A 26,208-nucleotide genomic window follows, 5' to 3' on the forward strand; every position below is an offset into this window, starting at 1 on the left:
TGACAAGATGCTACTCTAATTATACTACCAGACTTTCCGATGAGAAGGTCTGGTTTTTTTATGTCATAGGAACGTCCTATGACATAAAAACGCTCCGCGGGATGCGCACTCGCGCGAAGAAGAAACATGTCGCAAGCGATCGCGCTCGGCGCGAGAATGTGCCAAGGCACATTCTTTCTTGTTTTTCTTTTCAGGAAAGGAGGCTCAGCATGAAAATCGCACTTTGTACGGAATTAAGGAATGCAGAATGGTTTGAGAGCAGGCTGCGCTCCCTTTTTGCTGGGGACGGACAGCTTGTCATCGACGAGCTATGGAATGAGAAACAGCTATCTCAGGCACTGCGGCGGAGCCGCTACCATGCGGTTGTCATCGCCATGACCGGGGCAAGGGGATTGGAGGCTGCCATTCAGGCAAAGCAGCTGGCACCGGAAACACCGCTTGTCTGGTGGAGCGATGATGAAAACTTTGCCCTGATCGCATATCACCTGCGTATCCCTGCGTTCCTTTCGGCAGACTGCTCCGATCAGGAGCTATATGAGGCGATAAAACCCATCACAAAATGGAGGTGCGAAAATGCGAATTGCGCTGTGCAGTTATAGTCAGAAGGAGAAAGAAACGGCGTTACTGATGAAGCTTGGCAAAGTAGACCGCTTTGACAATGGCGTATTCTGCGTCTATGCCATGCAGCGGGATGGGCCTTATGATGCTGTGGTTGTCATGGAGGACGGAGCCAGGGGAATGAATTTCTGCATGAGCATACGAGGGTACAGCAAGGATGTCCCGCTCCTGTGGATCAGCGACCAGGCAGAATTTGAACCCCAAAGCCGCAGGATGCAGGCGGACACCTTTTTGGTGAAGCCTGTGACGGAATATCAGCTGCGGGAGGCGGTATCCCAGCTGCTTCAGAAAACAACGAGAAGGAACGAACCGCGTGAGGAGGATGAATAAATGATATGGAAATGGAAACGGCCGGCCGCATTTTTACTGGCGGCGGCAATGATTTTTACGATGCCGGGAGTTCCGGCATCTGCGGTGGAAGCGGGTGTATCCGCCGTCCATACGGGGTTGTGCAAGCATCACCCGAAACATACAGAGGACTGCGGATATACGGAAGGAACCGAAGGGGCAGACTGTGAACATGAGCATACTGAGGATTGCTACCCCCTTGTGAAGAAGTGTATCCATGAACATGACGAAAGCTGTTACCCTGTTTTGGAAGGCAGCGTATCAGAAAATACGGCGACCTCATCTGAAGTAGAGGAGGTCCAGCCGACCGAGTGTACCCATAAATGCAGTGAGGAAAGCGGCTGTATCACAAAAAAATTAAGCTGTCCTCATGAACGCGGCGAGCATGACGATAGCTGCGGCTACATTCCGGCCACAGAGGGGACGCCCTGCGGGTATACCTGCGAGCAGTGCAATTCCCAGGACAGCGGGCTTGTTCCCGGCGTGTCCGGGAATGCTCCGGTGGAGTGTATCTGCGAAACCCACTGTGAGCAGGAGGCGGTCAATCCCGACTGTCCGGTCTGCTCTGCGGAAGATGCAGACCTCTCTGCCTGCAAGGGAACAGAGCAGGCAACGCCCCTGATGGCAGCTGCGGCAGGCACTGAAGAAACCATCTTCGGCGAGGTTACTTGGGATAACAGAAACATAACTACCCCGGTGGTGGTGCAGGGCGACACAACAATCACGCTGAAAGGCAAGAATACCATTACGATTACCGAGACCGACTATACCGCCGCTCTGGATATGTATTCCGCCAATCTGACCATTCAGGGAAGCGGCAGTCTGACGGTCACTGTTCCGAAAGGGAAAAGTGGTATTGTGGACGGCAATTGGGGCGAAACCGCAGGCGGGACACTTACCATAAAAGACGGGGTAAAGATAACCACCAACGGCGGTGTGAACGGCTTGAGCGCTAAAACCATCGTGATTGAGAATGGAAATCTGAATCTAAATTCCGGTGACGGTATTGAGACTGCATCCCTGACTATGAACAGCGGCACTCTCTACACCACCGGAAAATATAGTGCGATTTATAGTCGTTATGGAAACGCCCGAAACATCAACAACAGCCTGACCGTTCTGTATTCGGACGAACAGAATGCAAACACAGACGATATGTCGGGCGGCACAGTGGACGATACAATAAGAAACGGGGAAGTCAAGACCATCTACATCGCCAAGATGGCGCCCCGCGCAAGCCTGACCGTCGGCGCGCAGCAGGGAACCCTACAGGAAGGCTTAGGCAGTCAGAAGGCGACCTTCTCCGTGACCGGCAGCAAGGTCCAGATGAATACCCTGAACGTGGACTGGGATGGCGCGCACACCGGTCTGACGGCGGAAAAATCCTCTGACGGCGCGACCATCACCGTTACCGCCGACAGCACCGTCAAGCAGGGCCGCTATAAGCTGAAGCTGACCGCAGACAGCAAAGCAGGATACTCTCCTAACAAGGCGACCGCCACCGCAACGGTCACCGTCGCCGCCGCGCCCAAAAACCCCATTACCATAAACAAGCAGCCGGAGGTCTCAACAGTGAAATTCGATGGGCAATTTCAGGCGAAGGTCTGGGTAAATGCCTCTCTGGCAAGCGGTCCGGAGGGTAAGATTACCTATCAGTGGTATGTGAACGGAACAGAATTTAAGGGCACAGGCAGCGGCAATTATAAAATCACCCTGACCCAATCCGACCTGACCACAACGGAGGGCAAGGACTGGGAGTACAGCGCCCAGGTCTACTGCAAGCTGTCCTATCAGAGCTATACCGCAAATACAGACACGGTCACCGTTACCTTTAACACCTGCCCCCATGCAAAATACACCCACGATGGCAAATGCCAACAGTGCGGCGAACCGTGTCGTGCGGAAGTGCTCTTTATTTGCGAAGATGGTCTCCCCTATTCGTCTGAACTCGATAACGGTGAGGCCCTGGTTGGGGACACTCTGTCCTCCGGGTCCTCCGGCGGAACCTTTTATTTTGTGCGGGATATTGACGCAATCTTGCGTGCGGGAGGAGGTGATGGGACCAACAAAAAGGACCTTACGCTGGACCTGCAGGGCCACAAGGTCAAGGCGCTGGATTTGCAAGATTGCCCGTACAACAGCGTCACCATCAAAAACGGCACGATAGAGGGCATTGGAGAGGTCATTGCCACCAAAGGCCCCACGGTATTGATATTAGACAGCGTTACAATAGGCCGGGGTCTCGTTAATAACCTGTTTACCCTGACGGTAAAGGGCGACTGCGTGTTTGAGCGTCAGGTGAATTTCCTCGGGAAAACCCAGCTCCAGGGCGGCACGTTCCAACGTGGAATCAATGTAGAACTTGGTGAGCCGGCCCTGGCTCTGCTGGCGGACGGATATGCCTTTGCAGACGCTGATAGCGACGAAATTTTGAACGTTTCCAATGTAGATATTGCGAATAGAGCGGTCAAGGTGGTCGCGCATACCGACCAATATCAGAACGGCAAATGCGCCTGCGGCAGAATCTGCGACCATGCGGGCAAGGTGGACAGCGCCGGTTACTGCACCCGCTGCCATATGCTGGTGGAGGCATTTGAAATCGGCGGCAAGCGATACACCAGTCTGGAAAACGCGCTGGCTGCCGCGCAGGACGGTGACACGGTCGCGCTGCGGGGGCCTTTGGCCATCGAGAACGCAGAGCCTATCGAAATCAGCAAAAATATTATACTGAACTTGAATGGACACACCCTGAGCAAATCCGCTGGGAAGGGGCTTCTACGTATCCTCGGCTCCAATGTAGCCATCATAAACGGCAAGGTGCAAAACACCCATCCCAGCGACCCCTATCATGCGGTGGCGGTCGGAAAATCTAAGCAGACAGGCGCAAAGCTGACGCTGGACAATGTCACCCTGGAGGGCAGCACAGACGGGAGAAACCGTGGAGTGGGGCTTGGCATTCTTACCGGGAACGAAGCCGTGGTAACGAGCGGCAAGTTCATCGGCGGCATCTACACGGAGGGAGCGCTGACCATGTCCGGCGGCAGCGCGGATCTGCTGGAATTGGGTGCGCTCAAAGGTATTCCAGTGACCCTGTCCGGCGGATCCTTTGACAGCATCAAAATCAAGAATGGCGCAGATTATCAGTCCCTGCTGGCAGAGGGATATGCTTATCGGAAGAAAGACGGCGCATTGCTCAAGCTGTCGGAGATGAAGGAGAATACTGCCGTAACTGTTGTGAAGTGCAGCCACCCGGATGACCATTCCGGCGGGAAGGTTTGCCCCTACTGCGGCTATGCCGCTGAGGTAACAAAGACGGACGGCAGCATTTCCTACCATCGGACGACAGACGAGGCCATCGCCGCAGCCGACGGCGGTACGGTGAAGCTGCTGGCAAATGCAGACGAGATTACCATCAACAGCCCGCTCAAGCTGAATCTGAACGGTAAGACGGCGGCAAAGCTGACCGTCACCGGAGATGTCACGCTGGCATCCCTGCTGCCGGAGGGTTACGTGTTTAAGAGCGGCAGTACCTGGATCAGCGACCTTAGCAGTACGGAGCTGACCAATGTTTCTATGGCCAAGATCCCCATCAAGAGCATGAACTATCCCACCGAGATGAGCATGACTTATGGCGGTGCGGGGACACTTCTTGTCAATGTAAAGAAGGAAACCGGCACAGGCGCTGTAAGATTCCAGTGGTACAAGGTGGAGGACGGCAAGGCCACAGCGGTCGGCAGTGCGACAACAAAGAATCAATTTGATCTTTCTGCGCTAAAGCTGTCCGCAGGCCAGCACACCTTCCGCTTTTTGGCCACCTGCGACGGCTACGAGAAGATGAGCGAGGATATTGCTGTGACGGTACAAAAGGCCAACATCAGCGCAAGCCTCATCACGCCGCCCATAGCGCAGGAAAACCTGACCTATACCGGCCAGGAGCAGGCGCTGATTACCGCAGGTAGCGTGACGAAGTATGGCACTATGCAGTACAGCCTGACCGAGAACGGTACATACAGCCAGGTCATCCCTACCGGCACCGATGCCGGAACGTATACCGTGTGGTATCGGGTGATTGGAGATGCAAACCACAACGATACTGCACCCGCCAGCGTATTGGTCCGCATTGGAAAGAAATCGCTGACGATCACCGGGGTAACGGCTGCGTCCAAGCCCTATGATGGCACGACAAACGCGGACATCTCCAGCGTGACCTTCGAGGGTAGCGTAACCTTGCAGAAGGACAAGGACTACACCGTGACCGCCAGCTTTGACGATGCCAGTGTGGGCAGCGGCAAGAACGTCACTGCCACAGTGACCCTGATGGGGCAGGCCGCGAAGAATTACGCCCTGGAGCAGAGCAGCTCCGCTACTACTGGCAGCATCACCAAGGCAGCTGCGCCTGACTTCGCCAAGGAAACTGCGCTTACCATTGTAAACGGCCACGAAAAGACCTACACTGTGACGCTCCCCGCCCTGCCCAAGCTGGAAACGCCCAAAGAGTACGGTGCATTCACCTATGAGATCGTCGAAATCAAACTAAATGACGGCTACTACACCAGCGGCGCGAAGGTGGAAAACGGCAAGCTGACCCTGCCGATTCAGAAAAATGACGTGGAAACCACCGGCTCTGTGGGCACAGTGACCGTGGTAATCAAGAGCACAAACTATGAGGACATCACGCTGACCGTCAATGTCAATGCGACCAACAAGCTTGTCTCCACTGTTACGGCACCTACGGTCAATACACTGACCTACAATGGTGCAGAACAGGCTCTGGTTACAGCAGGCAAGACCACTGGCGGCACGATGCTCTACCGGCTTGACGATTCTGAGTGGAGCGAGCAGATCCCCACAGCGAAAAACGCCGGGGAATACACTGTTTGGTATAAGGTTCAGGGAAACGCAGAGTACGCAGATGTGGCAGAACAGAACGTGACTGTGACCGTAGCGAAGAAAGCGGTCACCGTTACGGCGCTTGATAAGAGCGCCTACACCGGCAGCACCGCGCCCGATTTGAGCAGCCCGGAAGCAGATAAGGATTACAAGGTGGAAGGTCTGGTTGGTGCAGATACCCTGAGCGGCACGGTAACACTGGACTACGCACAGACACCGGATATGAGCAAAACCGGCAAAACTGCGATCAACATTACTGGTACGCTGTCAAATGACAACTATGCGATCACCTATGTTTCTGGAACGTTGACCGTTTCCAAGCAATCTTCCAGCGACGGCGGTTCCTCCTCTGGTGGTTCGGGCAGCGGTGGAGGCTCATCCTCCGGCGGTTCTAACGGTTCCGGAAGCAATGATAACACCAACCAGCCGGAGGACAAGCCTCAAGCCCCTGTCACCGGTGAAACCAAACCCATACAGCCGGATAAAAACGGCAATGCGGCAGTGGATAACAGCTCTGTCCAGTCCGCCATCGACAAGGCCAAACAGGATGCGAAAAAGAACGGTACCACAGAGAACGGGATTGGCGTTACTGTTCCCATCACCCCGGCGGCAGACCAGACCTCTTTTAACGTGACCATCAAGGCGCAGACACTGGATCTGCTGGTTAAAGAAAACGTCCGGCAGTTTACCGTAGCAACAGACCATCTGGTTTCGGTTAATATCGGCCTGGATACTCTGAAGCAGCTGGATACCGCCTACGCTGGCGGGGACATCATTCTCCGGGCAGATAAGGTGGATGCACTGCGTTCCACCGAGGCCAAAGCCACCATCGGCACAAGACCGGCCTATGACCTGTCACTGGTCTACCTCTCCGGCGGCAAAGAAACACCGATTGCCAACTTAAATGGTCACACTATATCGGTGCGTTTGCCCTACACACCGGCAAAGGGTGAGCAGACAGGTAATCTCTATGCAGTCTATGTAGATGACGCTGGCAAGGTGGAATGGATCACCAAATCCAGCTACAATGCCAGCCTGAAAGCGGTGGTTTTTGAAACCGGTCATTTCAGCGTTTACGGCGTGGGCTACAAGAACCCTGCCCCGGCTTTTACCGATATTCATAACCATTGGGCAGCAGATAACATCCTCTTTGCAGCCAGCCGGGGACTGCTCTCCGGCACCAGCGACACCACCTTTAGCCCGGACGCCGGCATGACCAGAGGAATGTTTGTGACAGCTCTGGGGCGGTTGGCGGGCATCAACCCGGACAGTTACCAGACCGGGAAATTCACCGATGTGAAAGCCGACGCTTACTATGCCCCCTATGTGAACTGGGCGGCGCAGACCGGTATTGTGGAAGGCGTTACCGCCACCACCTTTGCACCGGACACCAACATCAACCGGGAACAGATGGCGGTGATTATGAAAAATTATGCTGCAAAGCTGGGCTATGATCTGCCCCAGACCTTGAAGGCTGTGACCTTTGCGGACAACACACAGATCAGCAGCTGGGCGAAGGATGCGGTCAAGTCCATGCAGCAGGCGGGCATCCTGACCGGGAAGAATGAAAATAAGTTTGACCCCAAGGGAACCGCCACCCGCGCCGAGGTCGCCACGGTTCTGCGGCGGTTTGTGGAAATCGTCATTGACCCGCAGGCCGCAAACGGCTGGCAGCAGAATGACAGCGGCCAGTGGAACTATTACAGAAACGGGGAGTCAGTGAAGGGCTGGCTCTCCGAGGATCAGAAGTGGTACTGGCTGGACAAGGTCACCGGAATGATGTTTGCCGGAGGCTGGAAGCAGATCGATGGTAAGTGGTACTACTTCTATGCAGACGGGACGATGGCGGTGAATACCGCATCCGACAGATGAAAAATGAACCCGTAATGTAATGCAAAAATAATATCAATAAAGAGGGATGTGAACAATATGGGCAAGTTTCTGGTAATGTCGCTTACCGACCATGAAGAATATATACTCAGTAGAATTATGGAGATTATTGCGGTCGAGCCAGGATTTGACCATATTGTGACATCCCATCCTTGTAACACTCTTGTTTTTCCGGGCTTGGAGCTTCGGCTGAAGGAGAGAACAGCATACCGGAACGGTGAGTTGATTTCTATGACTCGTCGGGAATTTGCAACATTGGTATACTTGGCAAAACATCCATCCTGGGTATTTTCTGCCGGACAGATCTATGAAGAAGTATGGGGAGGATGGTGAAAATTGCGGAACGGCTGTTGCCTTCGTACCGAAAATCAATGCGAATCCGGTGTATAACGGAGGGTGAAGCCTGCTATATGTATGTAGCAATCATTATAATAACATAAAAGGCACGGCATAAAGCAATCTGATGTAAAATCTATCAGAATAATTTATGCCGTGTCTCTTTTTAATTTGATTGAATGTGGGATGGTTTAGGGAAATTAGTAAATCGTAAGCGATGAATAATCCACCGTATTGTCCACTGCCCCCTTGATATCCTTCGCCTTAAACAGGCAGTGTTTCTTTATGGTTTTTTGCGTATATCACAGCTTTTTCCAGCTTACTTCTTTTTACAGGATTGAGTTGTTCTAACCATGCATAAAAGCTTTCCCATACCGGCACTTCTGTTTCCAGACGTCTGTCTTTTCGCTCTTCCGGAGTAAGGTCACGGAACAGCTTTTCCAAAAAGAAAAGCTTGTTGCAGTATGCCAGACCAACTTCAGCAGGAATCATGCGGGGATTTCTTCTTTCTTAGGAAGAAGCGGCTCTTTGATTTCTTCCTCGGAATTTCCGTTACTGGGCACGTATGCGTGAACAGTAACAGTACTCAATTTTGGGGATTGCCTATAAGCAGGAGAAAACGGTATAATTGAGGAAGGCAGTTGGGTATAAGGGGGACAAGTGGTGGAGATGAAAAATATTGTGAAGACGGAAAGATGGGCGGTTGTCTGGGATATGGGATGATGCGGATGATCGATGCGGTGCATCGCCGTTTACATAAATAGATAGAGGAAATACGATGGAACTGAATTTAAGCGAACCGGGACAGAGCCGGTATCTGAGAGTATATGAATATTACAAAGAATTGATCGTGTCCGGGCAGATGAAGCCGGGAGCGAAGCTGCCGTCGATCCGCAAATGTTCCCTGCAGCTGCAGCTTTCGCGGACGACGGTGGAGACGGCGTATATGCTGCTGGCGGCGGATGGCTATATTATTTCGCGTCCGCAGAGCGGGTTTTATGTAACGGATGCGGTGCTGGCGGCTGCAAACCGGGAGGAAATAGAGCACGGTGTGCCACATCAGGAGGAACGCCCGGAAATCCGGTATGATTTTGCGTCTTCAAATGTGGATCGGGAGAGCTTCCAGTTTGATTTATGGCGGCGCTATGTCAAGAGCGCCCTGCGCCAGGATGAGCGGCTGCTTTCTTATGGCGAACCGCAGGGAGAGCGGGAATTCCGGGAGGCGCTCTGCGCGTATCTGGGGCGCCACCGCAATGTGATCTGTACGCCGGACAGTATCGTAGTAGGGGCGGGTGTGCAGAGTCTCTTGCATATTTTGTGCCCGATGCTGCGAGAGCGGGACAGCGCATGGTTTTTTAATCCGTCGTTCCGGCAGGGACGCCAGATTTTTGAGGATTATGGGTTTCGGACCGGAGATATAAGAGCGTATTGGGAAAAAAATGAGATGAGGACCGGATCCTTTAAAATGGATTTGTGTGGAACGGAAAAGTCAGATGTATGTGCAAAAGAAATGAAAACAATGCCATTTGAACAGACATCAGAGACAATGAAATCCACGGGAAAAAGTGTCTGCTATTTAACGCCTTCTCAGATGACAGTCTGGGGCGAGGTCATGCCGGTGGGCGACCGGATGAAGCTTTTAAAGGATGCGGCGCGCGAGGATATGCTGATTATTGAGGACGATTACAACAGTGAGTTCCGCTATTATAACCGCCCGACACCGTCCTTGCAGGGGCTTTCCGGCGGGCGGGGCGTCGTGTATCTGGGGACATTTTCAAGGCTGCTTCTGCCATCGATCCGCATGAGCTACATGGTCCTGCCGCCGGATCTGCTGAAACGGTATCAGGAGCGGGGGCGTTTTTATAACCAGACGGCGTCCAAGGCAGAGCAGATTGCCCTCTGCCAGTTTATCCGGGACGGACATCTGGAAAGCCAGATCCGAAAGTCCAAGAAATTGTACGCGGCAAAGGCAAAGTGTCTGTGTGATGCGGTGCGGCGCATTTTTGGAGAAAAAGCGCGAACGCATCTGGGCGATGCCGGTTTTCTGGTTCTCATGGAGCTTGACAGCCCGCTTACATCGGCGGAAATTGCCGGGCGTGCGGCACAGGCAGGCGTCGCCGTCCGCCCGGTGGAGTCGGTCGGGAGTCTTTTGGAAAAACAGGAGCATCATTTTCAAGAGGGATATCCGAAGCTCCTGTTGTCCTGTGCCTCGATGGGGGCAGAGCGGTATGAGGAGGCGCTGGAGGTGCTGAAAGAGGTAGTGTATAAGAAAGAAAAATAGAAGATAGATATAGAAGTTAAAATGTCCGCATAAACCACAGCCAGTACCCGGAACCATCCGGGTAGTTGTGGGTATGCGGACATTTTATGCGACATTCTTACCCGTTTTTCTCCTCATGCGGCAGCCGGTTCCGGAGCAGCCGCTTTTTTAATTCACTCCAGTGAAATGGAATTAGCGGGTAAATATAACTTTTTCCGGCGATTGTCCGGTTAAAGACAAGGCAGCCGACGGCAATGAGTGTTCCGGCGATGAAGCCCCAGAGATTGAGGAAAAAGGTCAGAATCAGGAGCAGGACGCGCATGAATTTGAGTGCGTAGCCGAGTTCGAAGCTCGTCATCGAGTAGTTGGCGATCGTGACGAACGCCATATAGAGCATCGTCTCGCTGTTGAACCAGCCGGATTTGACCGAGTATTCTCCAAGCACGATACCGGCGATGACACTGAGCGGTGTCGTCAGCATGCTGGGGGTGTTGACTGCCGCGAGCCGCAGACCATCGATGGCAAATTCCAGGATCAGAAGCTGATAGATCAGCGCCACATGGATCTCGTCGGTGACACGGATAAAAGCGAGCCATTCCGGGATCCAGCCGGGATTCTGCATAAAAAGCAGCCACAGCGGTGTCAGAAATAAGGTCAGGAAAAAGATGACCGTCCGCGACAGGCGCAGATAGGTGCCGGTCAGCGGTGGAAAATAGTAGTCGTCGGCTTCCTCGATGATATCGAAAACAGAGGATGGCAGAATCATTGCGGATGGCGAATTGTCCACCAGAATGATGATATTTCCTTCCAGAATCGAGGCAGCGGAGGTATCCGGACGCTCTGAAAAACGAAATTTTGGGAACGGATTGAACCATTTGTGCGGATAAATACATTCGGCAAGGCTTTCCTGGTTCATCGAGAGGGCATCGACATGCACTTTTTGAATCCGGGTGCGGATGCGGTTTAAAAGTTCGGTGTCCACCCGGTTTTCCATGTAGCAGATGGCGATATCGGTGTGCGAACTTTCCCCAATATTCATGATTTCCATCCGCAGCTTCGGATCGCGGATGCGCCGCCGGATCAGAGCCGTATTGAACACAAGCGTTTCGACAAAACCATCGCGCGAGCCGCGCAATACCTTATCCTTTTCAGGTTCGCTGACTCCGCGGGCGGGATAGGTGCGGCAGTCTATTGTGAGTGCCTGTGCATACCCGTCGATCAGAAGAAAAGGAACACCGGAGAGAAGCTGGATAATCAGCGCGTCCGAATCCGTTTCCAGCCCGATTTCGCCGTAGGCGAGGTAGAGGGCGGCAAAATCGTTTGCATTGTCAGGCATCTGGGCGGTTTCAATGCTGCTCATCGCCTGCAGCACTTTTAAAAGCGTATCGTCCTTGGTAAAACCATCAATACAGTAGAGGCAGGCATCGCGCCCGCCGATCATCAGGTTCCGATCTACGACATCAAAACTGATGTCCGGTCGGAGCTTTTTTTGAAAAAAAGTCCGGTTATTTTCAATGGATGAAGAAATCTGCATCGTGTAAATCTCCTATCAGAGAAGCCAATATCAGTGACCGCGAAGGGACTGGAATGGGACAAAATGTTTACAGATGGAGTATGTGCGAAAAGGATAAAAATATACGAAATGAAGCAAACAGAAAAAAATTCTCAAAATATGTTTTTTTTAAATTCATGGCAAGCGAGGCAATATCAGGGAAAAAGGCGGAAAAAATCGCTGCAAAAAGAGACTTAACATGTACTGAATGGAAAAAGAAATTTGCATGTTAGTTTTAGCAACTAAAAAAGTAATGCTTTATTGAGAATAAAATTCAATTAAAATAGATAAAAATTCTCATTTTTAAATAGATTTAAATAGTTGACAGATTTTATTAGATTAGTTTATACTAACCTCCTCGGCTGCCTGAGTTAGGGATGCCTAATCCGGTGCGGAGAGTAAGATACTACAAAAGATTATATGGAGGAATATGCATGAAAGGTAAGGGAAGATCCCGGCAGGCAATTCTGGCAGCGGTGACCGTGTTAGCGGCGGCGCAGGCAGGTACTGCTTATGCTTCAACTGGACCGGCATCGGAGTCCGGAGTACAGACCGGCGCCTGGATTCAGGAAGGACAGGACTGGAAATATCAGGGAACGGACGGAACGCTTAAGACTGGATGGGTCAAGACCGAGAGCGGCTGGTATTATCTGGATCCGCAGACCGGACGGATGATGACTGGATGGATCACCGTCGATGGACGCCGGTACTATATGAACACAACAGCCGATGGCGTGGAAGGACAGATGCGCCGCGGCTGGTGGAAGGACAATGCAGGAAAATGGTATTTCTTCAGCACTGCATCCGATGGAACGGAAGGTATGACCGTGACAGGATGGCAGTGGATTGATGGAAAATGCTATTATTTTGATAACTTGAGTGCAGAAAACTTTGGTCAGATGCACACCGAAGGTCGGACGCCGGACGGCTACAGCGTCAATGCGGATGGACAGTGGGTCAATGAAAATGGAGAGGTCCAGACCCGTGCGGATAGAGGTTACGCGAGCAGCCCGGCAGCAGACGGCAACGGAAGCAGCGTATCAGGAGGCGGTTCGGGGAATTCCGGCAGTTCCGGCGGCAGCCATTCGGGGGGCTCTGGAAGCAACAGTAATTCTGGAAATAACAGTAATTCCGGAAATAACAGTAATTCTGGAAATAACGGTAATTCCGGGAATGACGGAAATCAGAATGGCGGAAATGCCGGAGATAACGGAAACACTGAAAATCCAGACAAGCCGCAGATGGTTTCGCTGGTAGATGAGACGAAGACAAAGCTTACCGAAGTAAATTCCCTGGGCTGGTGGCTTCCGATCGCATTTGATGAGGGATACAATGCAGGCAATACGGTCGTTAAGGTCGATGGAAAAGATGTAACCAATCTTTTAACTCCGATCACAGATGACGGACGTATGGCAAAACTGGCGCTTCTTGGCACACCGGGCAAAGTAACCGTCAGCAGCAAAGAAGATGCGGCAAAGGAAGAGACGGTGGTTCTGAGCAATGAGAGCCAGGAAGATGCTGTATATGAGGAAAACGACGGCTATCTGCCTGAGAAGATTCTGACGCATGAGCCGGTTGCTTACTGGGACTATTATCTGACCAATTACGATGAAAACGGAAATGCCCGCATTTCTCCGAAAAAGACTACGTATAACTTGAATGAAGAGAAACAGACTCATCCGAGCTATTCGCCGGATGCGGTTCTTCCAAAAAATGGAAAAGCAGCCGTTACCATTCTGTTTAACTATAATACAGATGAGGAAAAAGAGTGGTTTGACGGCATCCGCAAACTGGAACTGGTTGAATACAATGAGCAGAAGAACACAATTAATTCGAGTCTCGTATTTGACAGTGAAAAGAATGTAGCGCACGGACAGGGACGCGTTGGACAGCTGACCATCCAGACAGGACAGAGCAATTTCTTCAATAATGGACGTTATTATGTGCGGGTTGTATCGTCGGCGGGCGGTTCCGCGCTCGTTCCGATTCATGTTGTCAATGAGACAGTACCGACGCTGGAGCTTAAGGAAACACCACAGTCCGGAAAGAACCTCCATTTTGCAGTCAGCGATCTGGTATACGCAATTGAGACACCGATCGAGCGTGTGACACTGGAAGATCCGAGCGGAACAGTAAGCGACCTTAAGATGATCGATGACTGGTATCTCTACAGTCAGGATTTATTTGTTCTGTACAATGATAATACAGACCATCTGCCATACATGGGCAATTACAAGATCACTGTATATGCAAATGGTTTCCAGTCATTCTCCAAGAGCTTCAAGGTGAAAACGGGCGCAGAGCCGGTAAAAGAGAAGGAACAGACCAATGGTCAGAAAATGGCGTCATACGGATTCGACGGTATCAGCACCGCATCGACCGGTTCCAGCGGAAGTGGAAGCTCCAGCGGCAGCAGCTCAGGAAGCTCTGCAATCTCTGCAAACCTGATTTTTGATTCAGATCTGCTTGTAAATGCACATCTCCTTGAACAGACCAAGATGGAAAATGATGCGTCCAAGGCAGTGATGGAGTGGTGGTACAATGCGATTCCGGATGCAGTCTTTGATACTGGAGATGATGATTTCTTCAGATGGACAGACTACATAAATAAGAGCGAGAATCAGAAATACGAAGAGAACAGAATGCTCCCATTTGCAGATTACCGTGAAAATGGAGCACTGGATCCGAACCATCCGGCAACGGCAAAAGAGGTTCTTGAAGATGGTCTGCTCGGCGATATCCAGTACAATGGAAACTTCTCCCGTCAGGATGCACCGGCGATTACAGTTGTACAGAACAAAGAAGGTGCTCCGGTAGTTCTGCAGACAGCGGATACAGAGTATATCAAGGCAGTTCAGGGTATCGTTGTCAATGGAAACTGGCAGGCACTCAGCGAGGACAAATATTCCATCGATAAAGAAGCTGGCACCATTACCATAGAGGCGGATGTATTCAAGGCTGGTGAGGAGTACAAGCTGACTGTCGATGCAACGGGATATAAGAGCCAGAGCATTGCATTTACATACGATAAGGTGCTGGAGAGTGATCTGGCGCTGAAGGTTGATTATGCGGATGCTAAAAATGCATTTTCAGCAAAGAAGACAGTAGATGGAAAGAATACATACTACTTTGCAGACGCTGAATTTACCGTTGAGGGCAGCGAGGGAGATTTCTTGAAGAACCTGAAATCTGTTACTCTGCTTCCCGATGAGGAGGATGCTGTTGAGAGAAATATCTACAAGAAAGGCGTGTCCAGCAGCAACGAGGTTTACTATGAAGTATCCGGGGATGGCAAGAAGCTGATTCTTCATCAGGTTCAGCCGGGAAGCTATAAGCTGACTCTTCGTTCGAATTACTACACAGAGGCGCTGAGATGTGAATTTGTGGTTGAGAAGGAAGAGGAAGAAATCCCAGATGAGCAGGAGATTGAGATTGGTGCTTCGGAAATCAGAAAGGCAAATGGATATGGTGAAAAGGGATATGTAATACAGTTTACCTATTCTGATGGAACTGGTATGAAACCTTCTGATTTTGCCTACAAAAAAGCATTAGAAGAATATGTAAAGAGCATCAATTCAGTAGTGGTAGGAACAACTACGTATTCTCCACAGTCAAGCTGGACATTAGGAGATAAGGAATATGCGTCAGATATTTATGATGATGCACATAACAATTATAAAGATAGCCTGCTTGTTTCTGACAGTGCATTTAATACGGATGGGGATACCACAATTACGATTAATGCAGATGGAGATTATCCAGAAGTAAAGATTGTAGTTGATAAAAATGGAAATCTCAAACAGGATGACAAGGAATTTCTTGATGCACCGACGCTGATCGGACCGGAAAAGATTTCCGAAGGAGATAATTTAACTCTGACTGGAAGCGATAATGCGGATGAGCTTGCGAAATATTTGAAGGCAATCAACACGGTAACATCAGATGGTAAAGAACTTAAATACGAGGTTAAGAATAATAAATTAATTATCGAGACAAGTGTCTTAACCGCAGGACCAGATGGAAGTGCGAGTGAGATTGTGATTAAGGCAGATGGCTATCAGGATCAGACAATTCGGGTTAAAGTGAAAAATTCCGAAACTAAAGAAGTTGAGGTTTCTAGTTTTGTAAAAGAACAATATAGTTCTGGAACAGCGAATTATATTGTAAGTTTTAATGGCGTTAAAGATGTGGAGGCATATCTGAATGCTGTTACCGAAGTTAAAGTAAATGGTAATCAATATGAAAAAGCAAGATATGCAAGCTTTATGGGTGAGGATCAGTATGCATTGAATTCGATTAATTATAATGGTAATGATAGCTTAAAGATTTCATCCAGTAAATTTAGTACAGAAGGAAATACAACTATCGAAATTACGGCAACAGGATATGGAACACTGACTTTTGAAATTGATGAAAATTACAAACTCATCAAAGAAGAGACCACCCTCATCGCCGACGAAGTTCTCCCAGATGAGATCGTCAACACCCCAACCGAGGAAGTCACCACACCGGAGCAAACACCGGAAGAGCCGAAGACGAATGACGAAAACAAGGCAGATGTACCGGATGGCGATAAGAAGAACGAGACAGACGATGCGAACAAGGCACCGGAAGTAGACGAGGACAAGAAAGAGGATTCGGACGAGTCCAAGGATACTTCGGATGAGAAGAAAGACGAAACTTCAGATAAAGGCGATGCTGACAAGGATGATTCGAAAGATGAATCCGGCGAAACTGGTGACGATTCCAAGAAGAATGAAACGGATGAATCTAAGGACAATGATTCCAAGAAGGATGAGACCGGTGACGTAAAAGATGATACTTCTGATAAGGAAGAATCCGACGGAGGTAAAGGCGATACTTCTGAGAAAGAAGAGTCTGTTTCTGAAGAAGAGTAGTTGTATTTAAAGGAGTAAAAATTGAAACAGAAGTGGTGGATTTTATTAACTCTGCTGCTGTGTGGCTGCGGTGCTTCATCGCAGCCGGATCAAACGGGGACGGTCCAGAATGACCGTCCTCGTTTATCTGCATCTATGGAAGAGACGGCAGAAAATGTGGCAGCAGTAGAAAAAAACGAAAATTTAGAGAAAAATCCCTCAAATTCGAACCAGAATCCGGGAGAAGGGCAGAATTGGACAGTGTTTGCGATGGATACTGTGATGCAGTTTGACGCCTACGGCGGAAGTGCAAATTTGCAGGAAAAAGTGAAACGGCGGGTGGAGGAGCTGGAAGGGGAGCTTTCGACAACGCAGGAAAACAGCGATATTTTCTATCTAAATCAGGAGAAAACAGCGAAACTTTCCGATGATACGCGTTATCTGATGCAGGAGGCGCTGGCACTGGGAGCGGAAACAGATGGTGCGCTCGATATTTCGATTTACCCGGTTGTGCAAAGCTGGGGATTTACAACGGGAAATTACCGGGTCCCCAGTGAGAGCGAGCGGGAAAGCCTGCTTAAATCGGTCGATTATCGTCTGGTCGGTTTAGAAGCAGATACGGCATCGATCGAGCCAGGAATGATGGTGGATCTAGGCGGTGTCGGAAAGGGATTTACCGGAGATGAGGTGGTAAAGACTATGAAGGAGGACGGCGTGACGAGCGCACTGTTCAGTCTTGGAGGCAATATCCAGACGATCGGAACAAAACCGGATGGCGAGAAATGGTATGTCGGTATCAAGGATCCGGAGAGCGACGGCTATCTGGGCGGAGTCAGGGTGCAGGATGAGGCGGTCATTACCTCCGGCGGCTATGAGCGCTATTTCACGGATGATGACGGAACAATTTACTGGCATATCATGGATCCGTCCACTGGGGCGCCGGCGCATAGCGGGCTGATTTCTGTGACAATCATCGGACCGTGCGGACTGCGCTGCGATGGGCTTTCGACCGCCCTGTTCGTCATGGGACGGGAAAAGGCAGCGGCACACTGGGCGGCGCATCAGGACTATGAGGCAGTCCTGGTTGACGAGGGCGGCACGATCTGGCTGACACCGGGCTTAAAAGACCGATTTATTCCGGTGGATCAGGGGGAGACGCGGGAGATTCGGATATTGTGATTCAGGAACAGATCTAGTATAATGAGCATAGAAAAGTGCATGCGAGTCAGATTTACAATTTATAACGAAGAGGTCGAAAATACCGTGAATGATAGATTGAAAAAGAAGCTTCTTTGCTTTGAGCGCGCTCTCTCCACATTGGAAGGATACGAGGGCTGGATGATAGGCACAACTACACTTCATCTGGACTGGCAGCCCAAACAGGGGGAGAATGAGTTTTGCCATACCAAATTAACTCCAGAAATCATCAAAAAAGGCCGCTCGGCAATCCGGGTCCGCATAGCGGCAGCGGAGGAGGAAAAGGAACGGGAAAATGAGGAGATGGAAGTGCTGCTGGTAAAACCGCGCCAGAGCGTCCTTGTCCCGGAAAAAGAGAAAATGCCGCTCATGAAAGCAATTACGGAACTGGGCAGTGAGGATGATGATACGCTGGTATTTAGCCGCAGCCAGATGGAAGAATATCTCCGGGAGGCGGCAGATACCAATCCGATCCATCAGGGAGAAGCGGCAGTTCTGCCGGGGTTTCCTGTTATGAATGCCTGCCTGCTTCGTCTGTGGAAGAAGGGCTGGATGAAGGGACAGACCGCTCTGGAAGTACGTTTTCTTGCCCCACTTCGTCCTGATGAGGAGGTATATCTGTCGGATTCGGGGCAGGAGGGAAGAAACGCGGTGTATCTGAGAACGAAGCAAGAGGGAAAGGAAATTCTTTCGATTACAGAAAAATAGGGATGCCGATGATAAAGTGGGTGCAGAGGAGCTATGGGTGCATATGTAAACCATTTATAAAAACAAGGTTGACAATCCACTGAAATTCCGATATACTCTTTTCTAGCAAAGATTCTCTGTGTGTGATTCATAGGAAAATGCATTACACGGCTTAGAATTTTATCACTGAGGAGGTATATATAATGAGTTCAGAGACAAGTGCAGTGAACGTACACGGCGCATGGAGCGCGAAGCGGCTTACACTTTTGGCGATGATGCTGGCTCTTATCAGTGTGTCTTCGTATATTGCGATTCCGCTTCCGTTTTCGGATGCAAAGATCACAGCGCAGACGATGATTGTCAACCTGATCGGTCTGCTGATTGCACCACAGGATACCATTTTAGTTATGGCGAGCTGGCTGCTGTTAGGCTTATGCGGCGTGCCGGTATTCAGCGGCGGAAGCGCAGGACCGGGAAAACTGCTTGGACCGAGCGGCGGTTACTATATCGGATTTCTGGTTGTAGCGTTCCTGATTTCCCTGTTCTGCCGGAAATGGAAAAATGTTGCATTCCAGACAGCGTTCCTGATTGTAGTTGGTATTCCGGTGATTTACGCATTCGGTGCAGGCTGGATGAAACACGTGACCGGACAGCCGTGGGGTGCAGTTATCGTGCAGTCGATAATTCCGTTTATTCCGCTGGACATCGTTAAGTGTGTGGCAGCGGTAGCACTTGGAAAGGCGCTGAAGCGGACGGGCTTATTTGGAAATTAGATAGAAAATAAAGATGGGATGTGGTAGTGAACAGAATCAGCCTTTTAGTGCAGAAATGCAGCCAGGAGGCATGAGGAGTCCGTTGCCGCATCCCTTTAATTTTAATTAGGAATAGAAGAAAAACAGGAGAAAAGTATGAATCACGTATATATTCTGGGCGGTTTGCGCAGTTACATCGGGGTGAAAGATGGAATGTACCGTCATATCCCGGCGGAAAAGCTGGGGGCGGAGGTGCTGCGGGAGGTGGTTTCGCGATTTGAGCTTCCAACCGATGCGATCGACTATATAATAGGAGGAAATGCGGTCGGGGGAGGCGGCAATATCACGCGTCTGGCGGCACTTTCGGCAGGGTTTCCAGAGCGGATTCCGGCGGTTACTTTGGATCTGCAGTGCGGGTCGGCGCTGGAGGCGATCAGCGCGGCCGCAGCCAAGATTGAGAGCGGGATGGCGGATCTGGTCATTGCCGGGGGAATGGAGAGTTCTTCGGTACAGCCGTACCGCATGATGTCCCCGAACCATCCGGAGTATGACGGTGGAAAGGTGTATACGGTTGCACAGTTTGTGCCGGGAAAGCGCGGCGAGCAGGTTATGTTAGAGGGCGCGGAGGAGACTGCGATCCGGGAAAATGTCTCTAAGGAAGAGATGGACACCTGGGTGCTCCGGAGCCATAAGAGGGCGGCGCAGGCGCGCAAAGAGGGAATATTGGAGGATATAACGGTTTCCATCGACGGCAGCAGCCGGGATGAGGGAATCCGTCCGACAATGAGCCAGCGTCTGATCGACCGCCTGCCGTATCTGCTTCCAAATGGCACGAAAATCACGGCGGCAAATGCGTGCCTGATGCACGATGGCGCGGCATTTGTGGTACTTTGTTCGGAACGGTTTTTGCGGGAACAGGGACGGAAAGCAGAATGCCGTTTCCGGTTTGGTACAGCGATCGGGGATGATCCGATGATGAGCCCAAAATCAGCCGTCAGCGCTGCTAAGGCGATACTTGCAAAAACGGGGCATTCTTATCAGGAGATCGATGCTTTTGAGGTCAATGAAGCGTTTGCCGTTATTGATGTTCTATTTGAACGTGCATTTCCGGGGATTGAAGACCGTTATAATATCTGGGGCGGGGCACTTGCCTATGGGCATCCATATGGAGTCTCCGGCGCAATGATTCTGCTGCATCTGATGAAAGCACTGGAACATAAAAATGGGCATTTGGGAATGTGCTGCGTGGCAGCCGCCGGAGGGATCGGAAGCAGTATTCTGGTGGAGAAAGTAATGAAGTAGATGAAGACAGTGCTTGAATGATATAAAAAGTAAATGTGGTAAATTTAAAAGCTCAAATTGGTAAAAAGTTCTACATAAAAATAAGTAAAAGACAGGAATTAATCATGAAAGAAATACAGACACAACGTATAAATACATATCTGGATGCGCTCCGGGCATACCCGCCAGAGTGGGAAGCCCTGATCACGGAGAAAGAGCGCTATACGTTCGGGGAGCTCATCGAGGCGGCAGAACGTGTAAGGAAACATCCGAAAGAGATAGAAGAAAAACAGGGAAAACGTCACATCCACTGGATCCAGGAACCGACGATCGCGCATCAGCTTATTCAGTTTCTGGCATATGGAGACGGAAATACGGTTCCGGTGATTGCACCGTCCGATGTAAAAATTTCCGATGAATTGCGTGACGTGACACCTCCGGAAGGGGCATATATGGGTGTGATGACGTCGGGAACCTCCGGTCGTCAGAAAGTATTGTTCCGCTCCTTTGAAAGCTGGCACGATTTTTTTAAGCTTCAGAATAAAATTTTCAAAATGGGAGAGGGAAGCATTACGTTTATGCAGGGGAGCCTGGCGTTTACGGGCAACCTGAACCTTTATATGGCGCAGCTTGCGTCCGGCGGAAGCGTCGTTGCGGCGGATTCCTTTGATCCGCGCCTCTGGAAGCGGATGATCGAGGCAGAACAGGCGACCTGCGTCTATCTGATTCCTGTCAAGCTGCGGGCGCTGCGGCGTATCTATGAGCGGGAACAGGCGGTCAATTACCGGATTATTTCTTTTGTCAGCGGCTCCCAGAGTATGGGCGGTGCGGAGGCAGTACAGTTTAAAAAGGCATTTCCCGAAGCGGAGATTACATTGTATTATGGCGCCAGCGAGCTGAACTATATTACCTATATCCATGGAAGTGAGATGAAAGAAGATACGACGCTGGTTGGCCGTGCATTTCCAGAGGTGGATGTCTGGATTGAAAACGACCATTTTCATGTAAAAACGCGGTATGGAATCCTTGGAATTGGAAATGACGCGGTGATTGGGGACTGCGGTCACACAGATGCAGAGGGACTCTTCTATTTTGATGGGCGGGATGATGATATCTGCAACATAAATGGGAGAAAAGTGTCATCCCTCCGGATCGAAGAGGCGGTGCGGACATTTCCGGGAGTGGCAGAGACGGCAGTGAAGGCAGTCCATGAGCATGGGCGCGATTATCTGAAAGTGTGGATTGTGTGGGAGAAAGAAGCTGAAAGGGAAGAAATTGCCGGAAGTGACAGCGGAAAATGTGGTTGTACCAATATGGCAATTCGGGAATTTTTGGCAGAAAGACTGGTAGATTATGAGATTCCACGCGAATTTGTCTTTCTAAAGGAGTTTCCAAAGACTGAAAGTGGAAAGATTCGTAAAAAAGAACTGTGAAAAATGCTTTTTCTTGTCAAAAAAGAAAATTGCTTATTGTGCAAAATGACAAAAGTGACGTTGACAAAATTGGAAAAGGGTGGTATATTCCCGTCTTTGACAGTAATGTTTGGAAAAACACCGCAGAAAGGCTTATTCTATATAGCTTTTCCGGCGGTGCTTTTTCGTTTTGTGATAAATTCATAGTCTGTTTCAATCCGGGCCTGTTCTTTTGCCCAAGCCATAACGTCATCTCTTGTAGGATCGTGTTCAACCAGCAATTCTTTTAAGGTGCCAAGTTTTCGAATAGTCCTGGAAGTAGATTTTCCATTGGCATCAATGTAGGATTGCTTTTTATTTAGATATAGTTTATATTGTTATATAAAGAGTTATATCATTCATGTTATTAGGAACAGGGAGAAAGAAAATGTTAAATAGTAGTGCCGCAGTGCCTCTGTATGTCCAATTAAAAGAAAAAATTGAACAAAAAATAAGTAATGGTGAATATAAACCAGGAGAAAAGCTGCAAACGGAAGGTGAAATGGCAAAATCGTTTGGAGTCAGTATCATTACAGTTCGAAAAGCAGTCAGCGAATTGGTGGAAAAAGGACTTGTAGAAAAAAAGCAAGGAAAAGGAACATTTGTCTGCCAGCGCAAAGTAACTAAAGATATGAAAAAATTGCAGAGTTTTTCGGAAATGTGTGCTCATATGGGAATGAAGGCCGGAGGACGTATGCTTGAAAACAGGCTGGAACCGGCGAGTGAAAAGATAGCCCGGCTTTTGAATGTGGAAAAAGGCAGCCAGGTTATCTATATATCCAGAGTCCGCTATGCGGATGGTATGCCGATGGCGATTGAGCGTAACTATTTTCCACTTAAATATGCATTTCTTCTGGAAGAACGATTTGATGACAATTCATTGTTTACATTTTTGAAGGAACACTCTCATACAGCAGTGGCAATTTCAGAAAAATGGATTGAACTTTGCAAGGCGACAGCAGCGGAAGCAGAGCTTTTGCAGATGGCGAAAGGAACTTCGATGCTTTTTATCAAAAGTGTGGCATATACGGCTGAGAAGGAACCCATTTATGTAGGGCATCAGGTGTTTAATGGAGAAAAATGCTCATTTTATGTCTGTGAATCTACAATAGGAATCGAGTAAATTAATTGAAAAGAAAAGGCTGATTCAGGTTAGGAAGCAAGAAAAATTTGCGCTAACAGGAGTCAGCCTTTTCTTTTTATCAGGAACATGGAAACGGAGATGATAGAAATTCCATTACCGGGCACGTATGCGTGAACAGTACCTAGAAAAAAGTGATGTAAAAAAATGCAGAAATCACTTGACAAAATACATACATAAGTATAATATGATATCATAACATTATATAATGATATATAATCAATCCAAAGGAGATGAAAAAATGCGGGTCATTGGAATTGGGGACAATGTGTGCGACAAATATGAACATCTCAGGCTTATGTTTCCGGGAGGTCAGGCTGCAAACTTTGCGGTTTATGCAGGGATGCTGGGGGCAGAGTCAGCTTATATGGGAGTGTTCGGACGGGATGAGGTTGCAGAACATGTGATAGCAACACTCGATGAGCTGCAGGTAGAACACAGCCGGTGCCGTCAGTATGAAGGAGAAAATGGTTATGCGAGGGTTACGCTGGTAGACGGAGACCGTGTTTTTCTCGGAAGCAACAAAGGCGGCGTATTAAAAGAAAATCCGTTAAATCTGGACGTGGAAGATCTGGAGTATATTAAAACATTTGATCATGTACACACGACCAATAATAGCTATTTTGATGAACAGCTTCCTAAATTGGCAGAACAGGGAATCTCTGTATCGTATGATTTTTCGGGTCAGTGGATCGATGAAGAACGAGTAAAAAAGGTTGCTCCGTATATTACGTATGCGTTTCTTTCATGTGGTTCCGTTTCGAGAGAGGATGCGGAAGAAATTTGTAAGAAAATGTTTCGTGCTGGATGCCCAATGGTAATTGCAACAAGAGGAAGCTATGGAGCAGTTCTATTTGATGGAACGCAGTTTTATGAGCAGCCGCCGCATCTGGTTGAAGCAGTAGATACGCTGGGAGCAGGGGATTCATTTGCAACGGCATTTCTGCTTTCGTTTCTGGAGAGCCGGAAAAAGTATGGCATACAGATGAAAGAAAGCATTTATGAAAAAGAGATAAGGAAAGCACTGGAAGCAGGGGCAGAGTTTTCTTCGAAAACCTGTATGGTTCAGGGGGCTTTTGGACATGGAAAGTCATTTTGATAAATAATTGATACAAAAAAAGAAAAGGAGATCAGAAAGATGGAAAAATCAGTAAAAGAAATTGTAGCAGAGATCAAAGAAAAGATGGACAAACTGGGTGGATTAAAGCATGTGTATTTTGTAGCTTGCGGCGGATCTAAGGCAGCTATTTTCCCAGGGCTGTACCTTCTTCAGAGTGAGGCAAAAACTTTTAGCGCTACTACATATACCAGCAATGAATTTGTTCATGCAACACCAAAAGAACTGGATGAGCGGTGCGTTGCAGTTATTTGTTCATTAAAGGCAACGCCTGAGACCGTAGAGGCAGTAAAAACAGCCAATGCTGCAGGTGCAGTGACAATCGCTATGACAGGAAATATGCAGACAGGTATGGCAAAAGTTGGACAGTATATTGTGACATATTCAAATGGAGATGATCAGGTATATAGTGATTCTAACCAGGCGAACGCCCTTCGGATTGGTTTTGAGCTGTTAAAACAGTTTGAAAACTGGGAGAATTATGACAAGGCGATGGAAGCATACCGTTACATTGATGAAATTATAGAAGAAGGCAAGAAAAATGTTTTGGCGGATGCAAAAGCCTGGGCAGAAAAATATAAAGATGAACCTGTATTTTACGTGCTGGCATCTGGTTCAAACTATGGAGTTGCATATTCCATGTGCTGCTGTCATTTCATGGAGATGCAGTGGAAGCATGCTGTGTGCCTGCATACGGGTGAGTACTTCCATGGTCCATTTGAAACAACGGATAAGAAGCTTCCGATGATCCTTCTGATGAGTGAGGGAAGAACCCGCGCATTGGATGAACGCTGCTTAAAATTCCTGCGCACTTATGCGGAAAATTATATTGTAATTGATTTTGAAAAATTAAATGGCGGTAAAATCGATAAGAGCGTCGTAGAATTCTTTAATCCGGTTGTTATGATTCCGATTGAGAGATACTATGTTTCCCAGATGGCGGAAGTGCGTGGCCATTCTATGGATGAAAGACGTTATATGTGGAAAGTGGAATACTAAAGATCCTCCAATTAAATATTTTCTTAGACAGACAGCGAGGCCTGACCGTATGGAGCAGACTTCGCTGTTTTGTCCATACGGGCAAGTTAATTTAGAGTGAGCATAGTGTAAGTAAAAAATCAGAACGTTTGGCATCAAAGAATTGCTGAAAAAGATAACAGACAAGTGAAAAAAATTGTGAAAATTGATATGGATGTGTGTGATGAAAAAAAAACGTAATAAAAATATGATAGGGAGAGAGGCTGACCCCTAAAAAAAAATATGTAAAATGACAAATTAGCATTGACAATATAATGATATATGATGTATTATAATGACATGATATGAAGTGATTCGCTTGAAACCTGCAGGAACAAGAAGAATTTGAAAAGAAGGTAGGAGGAAATGTCATGAAAGCAGATGTGTTTGAGTATGAAGGGGAAGGTATTCAGTGTGTATATGACAATAAAAAATGGGTCGTATGTATTAAAAACTGGAAGCCTAATAATGATATTGAGAAGATTCAGTATCTGGAAGTGCATCACGCAACCGATGAGCAGTTTATTCTGGTTCAGGGAAAAGCAGTTCTTTTGACAGCGTCCCGCGAGAATGATGCATTTAAGATTGATGTAATTCCGATGGAGCCAAATAAAGTTTACAATGTTTTGCAGGGAACATGGTTTAATACGATCACACAGAAGGATACAAAGCTGATATATGTGCAGGATGCGGGGACGACAACAGAAAACAGCGAATACTGTGATATGACAGAAGTGGAATTGAGTATGGTTAGGGAAAAAGCAAAAAAAGCATTGCAGTAGCATCATAAAAAA

The 26,208-nt window shown here is 48.7% G+C and carries 19 protein-coding genes; 17 read left to right on the forward strand and 2 right to left on the reverse strand.

Annotation, left to right across the window (positions count from 1 at the left end; all coding sequences use genetic code 11):
* Nucleotides 1-209 precede the first annotated feature (209 nt).
* Genes DXB70_RS06585 through DXB70_RS06600 form a run of 4 tightly spaced genes read left to right on the forward strand, consistent with a single transcriptional unit; the run spans nt 210 to nt 8,079 of the window.
* Nucleotides 210-599 carry a response regulator transcription factor gene (locus tag DXB70_RS06585; protein ID WP_118638046.1) on the forward strand — a complete coding sequence of 130 codons (390 nt, stop codon included), beginning with the start codon at nt 210-212 and terminating at the stop codon, nt 597-599.
* The gene (locus DXB70_RS06590) at nt 574-948 is read left to right on the forward strand and encodes a hypothetical protein (protein WP_118467306.1); all 375 of its coding nucleotides are present in this window, start codon (nt 574-576) and stop codon (nt 946-948) included. The genes DXB70_RS06585 and DXB70_RS06590 overlap by 26 nt, the downstream gene beginning before the upstream one ends.
* A complete protein-coding gene (locus tag DXB70_RS06595; RefSeq protein WP_118672922.1) occupies nt 949-7,728 on the forward strand; it encodes an S-layer homology domain-containing protein in 6,780 nt (2,259 codons plus the stop codon). It abuts the gene before it with no gap.
* A gap of 57 nt (nt 7,729-7,785) precedes the next feature.
* Entirely contained in the window at nt 7,786-8,079 is a 294-nt protein-coding gene (locus DXB70_RS06600; protein WP_243099918.1) for a winged helix-turn-helix domain-containing protein, read from the forward strand.
* Nucleotides 8,080-8,346: 267 nt separating this feature from the next.
* Here the strand turns inward: DXB70_RS06600 and DXB70_RS06605 are convergent, their stop codons facing one another.
* A complete protein-coding gene (locus DXB70_RS06605) occupies nt 8,347-8,574 on the reverse strand; it encodes a transposase (RefSeq protein ID WP_118672923.1) in 228 nt (75 codons plus the stop codon).
* A gap of 149 nt (nt 8,575-8,723) precedes the next feature.
* Here DXB70_RS06605 and DXB70_RS14550 point away from each other — a divergent pair, with 149 nt between their 5' ends.
* Both DXB70_RS14550 and DXB70_RS06610 read left to right on the forward strand, forming a co-directional pair.
* Nucleotides 8,724-8,846 carry a hypothetical protein gene (locus tag DXB70_RS14550; protein ID WP_279221345.1) on the forward strand — a complete coding sequence of 41 codons (123 nt, stop codon included), beginning with the start codon at nt 8,724-8,726 and terminating at the stop codon, nt 8,844-8,846.
* Nucleotides 8,847-8,860: 14 nt separating this feature from the next.
* Nucleotides 8,861-10,363, forward strand: coding sequence for a PLP-dependent aminotransferase family protein (locus DXB70_RS06610; RefSeq protein ID WP_118672924.1), 1,503 nt, complete (start codon nt 8,861-8,863; stop codon nt 10,361-10,363).
* A gap of 97 nt (nt 10,364-10,460) precedes the next feature.
* Here the strand turns inward: DXB70_RS06610 and DXB70_RS06615 are convergent, their stop codons facing one another.
* Entirely contained in the window at nt 10,461-11,876 is a 1,416-nt protein-coding gene (locus DXB70_RS06615) for a spore germination protein (protein ID WP_022360194.1), read from the reverse strand.
* Between the two features lie 53 nt (nt 11,877-11,929).
* On the opposite strand from DXB70_RS06615, the gene DXB70_RS06620 reads away from it, so the two are divergent.
* The 11 genes from DXB70_RS06620 (at nt 11,930) to DXB70_RS06670 (ending at nt 26,196) form a co-directional block, all read left to right on the forward strand.
* Nucleotides 11,930-12,127: a hypothetical protein gene (locus tag DXB70_RS06620; protein ID WP_118672925.1), complete on the forward strand. Its 198-nt coding sequence runs from the start codon at nt 11,930-11,932 to the stop codon at nt 12,125-12,127.
* A gap of 201 nt (nt 12,128-12,328) precedes the next feature.
* The gene (locus DXB70_RS06625) at nt 12,329-16,792 is read left to right on the forward strand and encodes a hemoblobin-interacting domain-containing protein (RefSeq protein WP_118672926.1); all 4,464 of its coding nucleotides are present in this window, start codon (nt 12,329-12,331) and stop codon (nt 16,790-16,792) included.
* Nucleotides 16,793-16,813: 21 nt separating this feature from the next.
* Nucleotides 16,814-17,950: an FAD:protein FMN transferase gene (locus DXB70_RS06630; RefSeq protein ID WP_243099919.1), complete on the forward strand. Its 1,137-nt coding sequence runs from the start codon at nt 16,814-16,816 to the stop codon at nt 17,948-17,950.
* 84 nt (nt 17,951-18,034) lie between these two features.
* Complete coding sequence (locus DXB70_RS06635) at nt 18,035-18,676, forward strand: hypothetical protein (RefSeq protein ID WP_147354046.1); 642 nt, start codon at nt 18,035-18,037, stop codon at nt 18,674-18,676.
* Between the two features lie 182 nt (nt 18,677-18,858).
* Complete coding sequence (locus DXB70_RS06640) at nt 18,859-19,428, forward strand: biotin transporter BioY (protein WP_022360190.1); 570 nt, start codon at nt 18,859-18,861, stop codon at nt 19,426-19,428.
* Nucleotides 19,429-19,563: 135 nt separating this feature from the next.
* A complete protein-coding gene (locus DXB70_RS06645) occupies nt 19,564-20,709 on the forward strand; it encodes an acetyl-CoA C-acyltransferase (RefSeq protein WP_107001661.1) in 1,146 nt (381 codons plus the stop codon).
* Nucleotides 20,710-20,813: 104 nt separating this feature from the next.
* Nucleotides 20,814-22,121, forward strand: a complete 1,308-nt coding sequence (locus DXB70_RS06650) for an AMP-binding protein (RefSeq protein WP_118672928.1) — start codon at nt 20,814-20,816, stop codon at nt 22,119-22,121.
* A 406-nt stretch (nt 22,122-22,527) separates the two neighbouring features.
* Nucleotides 22,528-23,262 carry a GntR family transcriptional regulator gene (locus DXB70_RS06655; RefSeq protein WP_118653276.1) on the forward strand — a complete coding sequence of 245 codons (735 nt, stop codon included), beginning with the start codon at nt 22,528-22,530 and terminating at the stop codon, nt 23,260-23,262.
* Nucleotides 23,263-23,521: 259 nt separating this feature from the next.
* Nucleotides 23,522-24,379 carry a fructoselysine 6-kinase gene (locus DXB70_RS06660; RefSeq protein ID WP_022360186.1) on the forward strand — a complete coding sequence of 286 codons (858 nt, stop codon included), beginning with the start codon at nt 23,522-23,524 and terminating at the stop codon, nt 24,377-24,379.
* A gap of 39 nt (nt 24,380-24,418) precedes the next feature.
* Nucleotides 24,419-25,396, forward strand: coding sequence for an SIS domain-containing protein (locus tag DXB70_RS06665; protein ID WP_107001657.1), 978 nt, complete (start codon nt 24,419-24,421; stop codon nt 25,394-25,396).
* Nucleotides 25,397-25,785: 389 nt separating this feature from the next.
* Nucleotides 25,786-26,196, forward strand: coding sequence for a hypothetical protein (locus DXB70_RS06670; protein ID WP_022360184.1), 411 nt, complete (start codon nt 25,786-25,788; stop codon nt 26,194-26,196).
* Nucleotides 26,197-26,208: the final 12 nt, after the last annotated feature.

The organism is Clostridium sp. OM05-5BH (assembly GCF_003481505.1).
GTDB classification, from domain to species: Bacteria; Bacillota; Clostridia; order Lachnospirales; family Lachnospiraceae; genus Otoolea; species Otoolea fessa.

Bases quoted from the DNA above. Each gene is read 5' to 3' on its own strand.
- DXB70_RS06640 (WP_022360190.1), top strand. From the start codon at position 18,859: ATGAGTTCAGAGACAAGTGCAGTGAACGTACACGGCGCATGGAGCGCG.
- DXB70_RS06670 (WP_022360184.1), top strand. From the start codon at position 25,786: ATGAAAGCAGATGTGTTTGAGTATGAAGGGGAAGGTATTCAGTGTGTA.
- DXB70_RS06660 (WP_022360186.1), top strand. From the start codon at position 23,522: ATGCGGGTCATTGGAATTGGGGACAATGTGTGCGACAAATATGAACAT.
- DXB70_RS06595 (WP_118672922.1), top strand. From the start codon at position 949: ATGATATGGAAATGGAAACGGCCGGCCGCATTTTTACTGGCGGCGGCA.
- DXB70_RS06605 (WP_118672923.1), bottom strand. From the start codon at position 8,574: ATGATTCCTGCTGAAGTTGGTCTGGCATACTGCAACAAGCTTTTCTTT.
- DXB70_RS06590 (WP_118467306.1), top strand. From the start codon at position 574: ATGCGAATTGCGCTGTGCAGTTATAGTCAGAAGGAGAAAGAAACGGCG.
- DXB70_RS06600 (WP_243099918.1), top strand. From the start codon at position 7,786: ATGGGCAAGTTTCTGGTAATGTCGCTTACCGACCATGAAGAATATATA.
- DXB70_RS06655 (WP_118653276.1), top strand. From the start codon at position 22,528: ATGTTAAATAGTAGTGCCGCAGTGCCTCTGTATGTCCAATTAAAAGAA.
- DXB70_RS06585 (WP_118638046.1), top strand. From the start codon at position 210: ATGAAAATCGCACTTTGTACGGAATTAAGGAATGCAGAATGGTTTGAG.
- DXB70_RS06620 (WP_118672925.1), top strand. From the start codon at position 11,930: ATGGGACAAAATGTTTACAGATGGAGTATGTGCGAAAAGGATAAAAAT.
- DXB70_RS06610 (WP_118672924.1), top strand. From the start codon at position 8,861: ATGGAACTGAATTTAAGCGAACCGGGACAGAGCCGGTATCTGAGAGTA.
- DXB70_RS06615 (WP_022360194.1), bottom strand. From the start codon at position 11,876: ATGCAGATTTCTTCATCCATTGAAAATAACCGGACTTTTTTTCAAAAA.
- DXB70_RS06665 (WP_107001657.1), top strand. From the start codon at position 24,419: ATGGAAAAATCAGTAAAAGAAATTGTAGCAGAGATCAAAGAAAAGATG.
- DXB70_RS06645 (WP_107001661.1), top strand. From the start codon at position 19,564: ATGAATCACGTATATATTCTGGGCGGTTTGCGCAGTTACATCGGGGTG.
- DXB70_RS06625 (WP_118672926.1), top strand. From the start codon at position 12,329: ATGAAAGGTAAGGGAAGATCCCGGCAGGCAATTCTGGCAGCGGTGACC.
- DXB70_RS06650 (WP_118672928.1), top strand. From the start codon at position 20,814: ATGAAAGAAATACAGACACAACGTATAAATACATATCTGGATGCGCTC.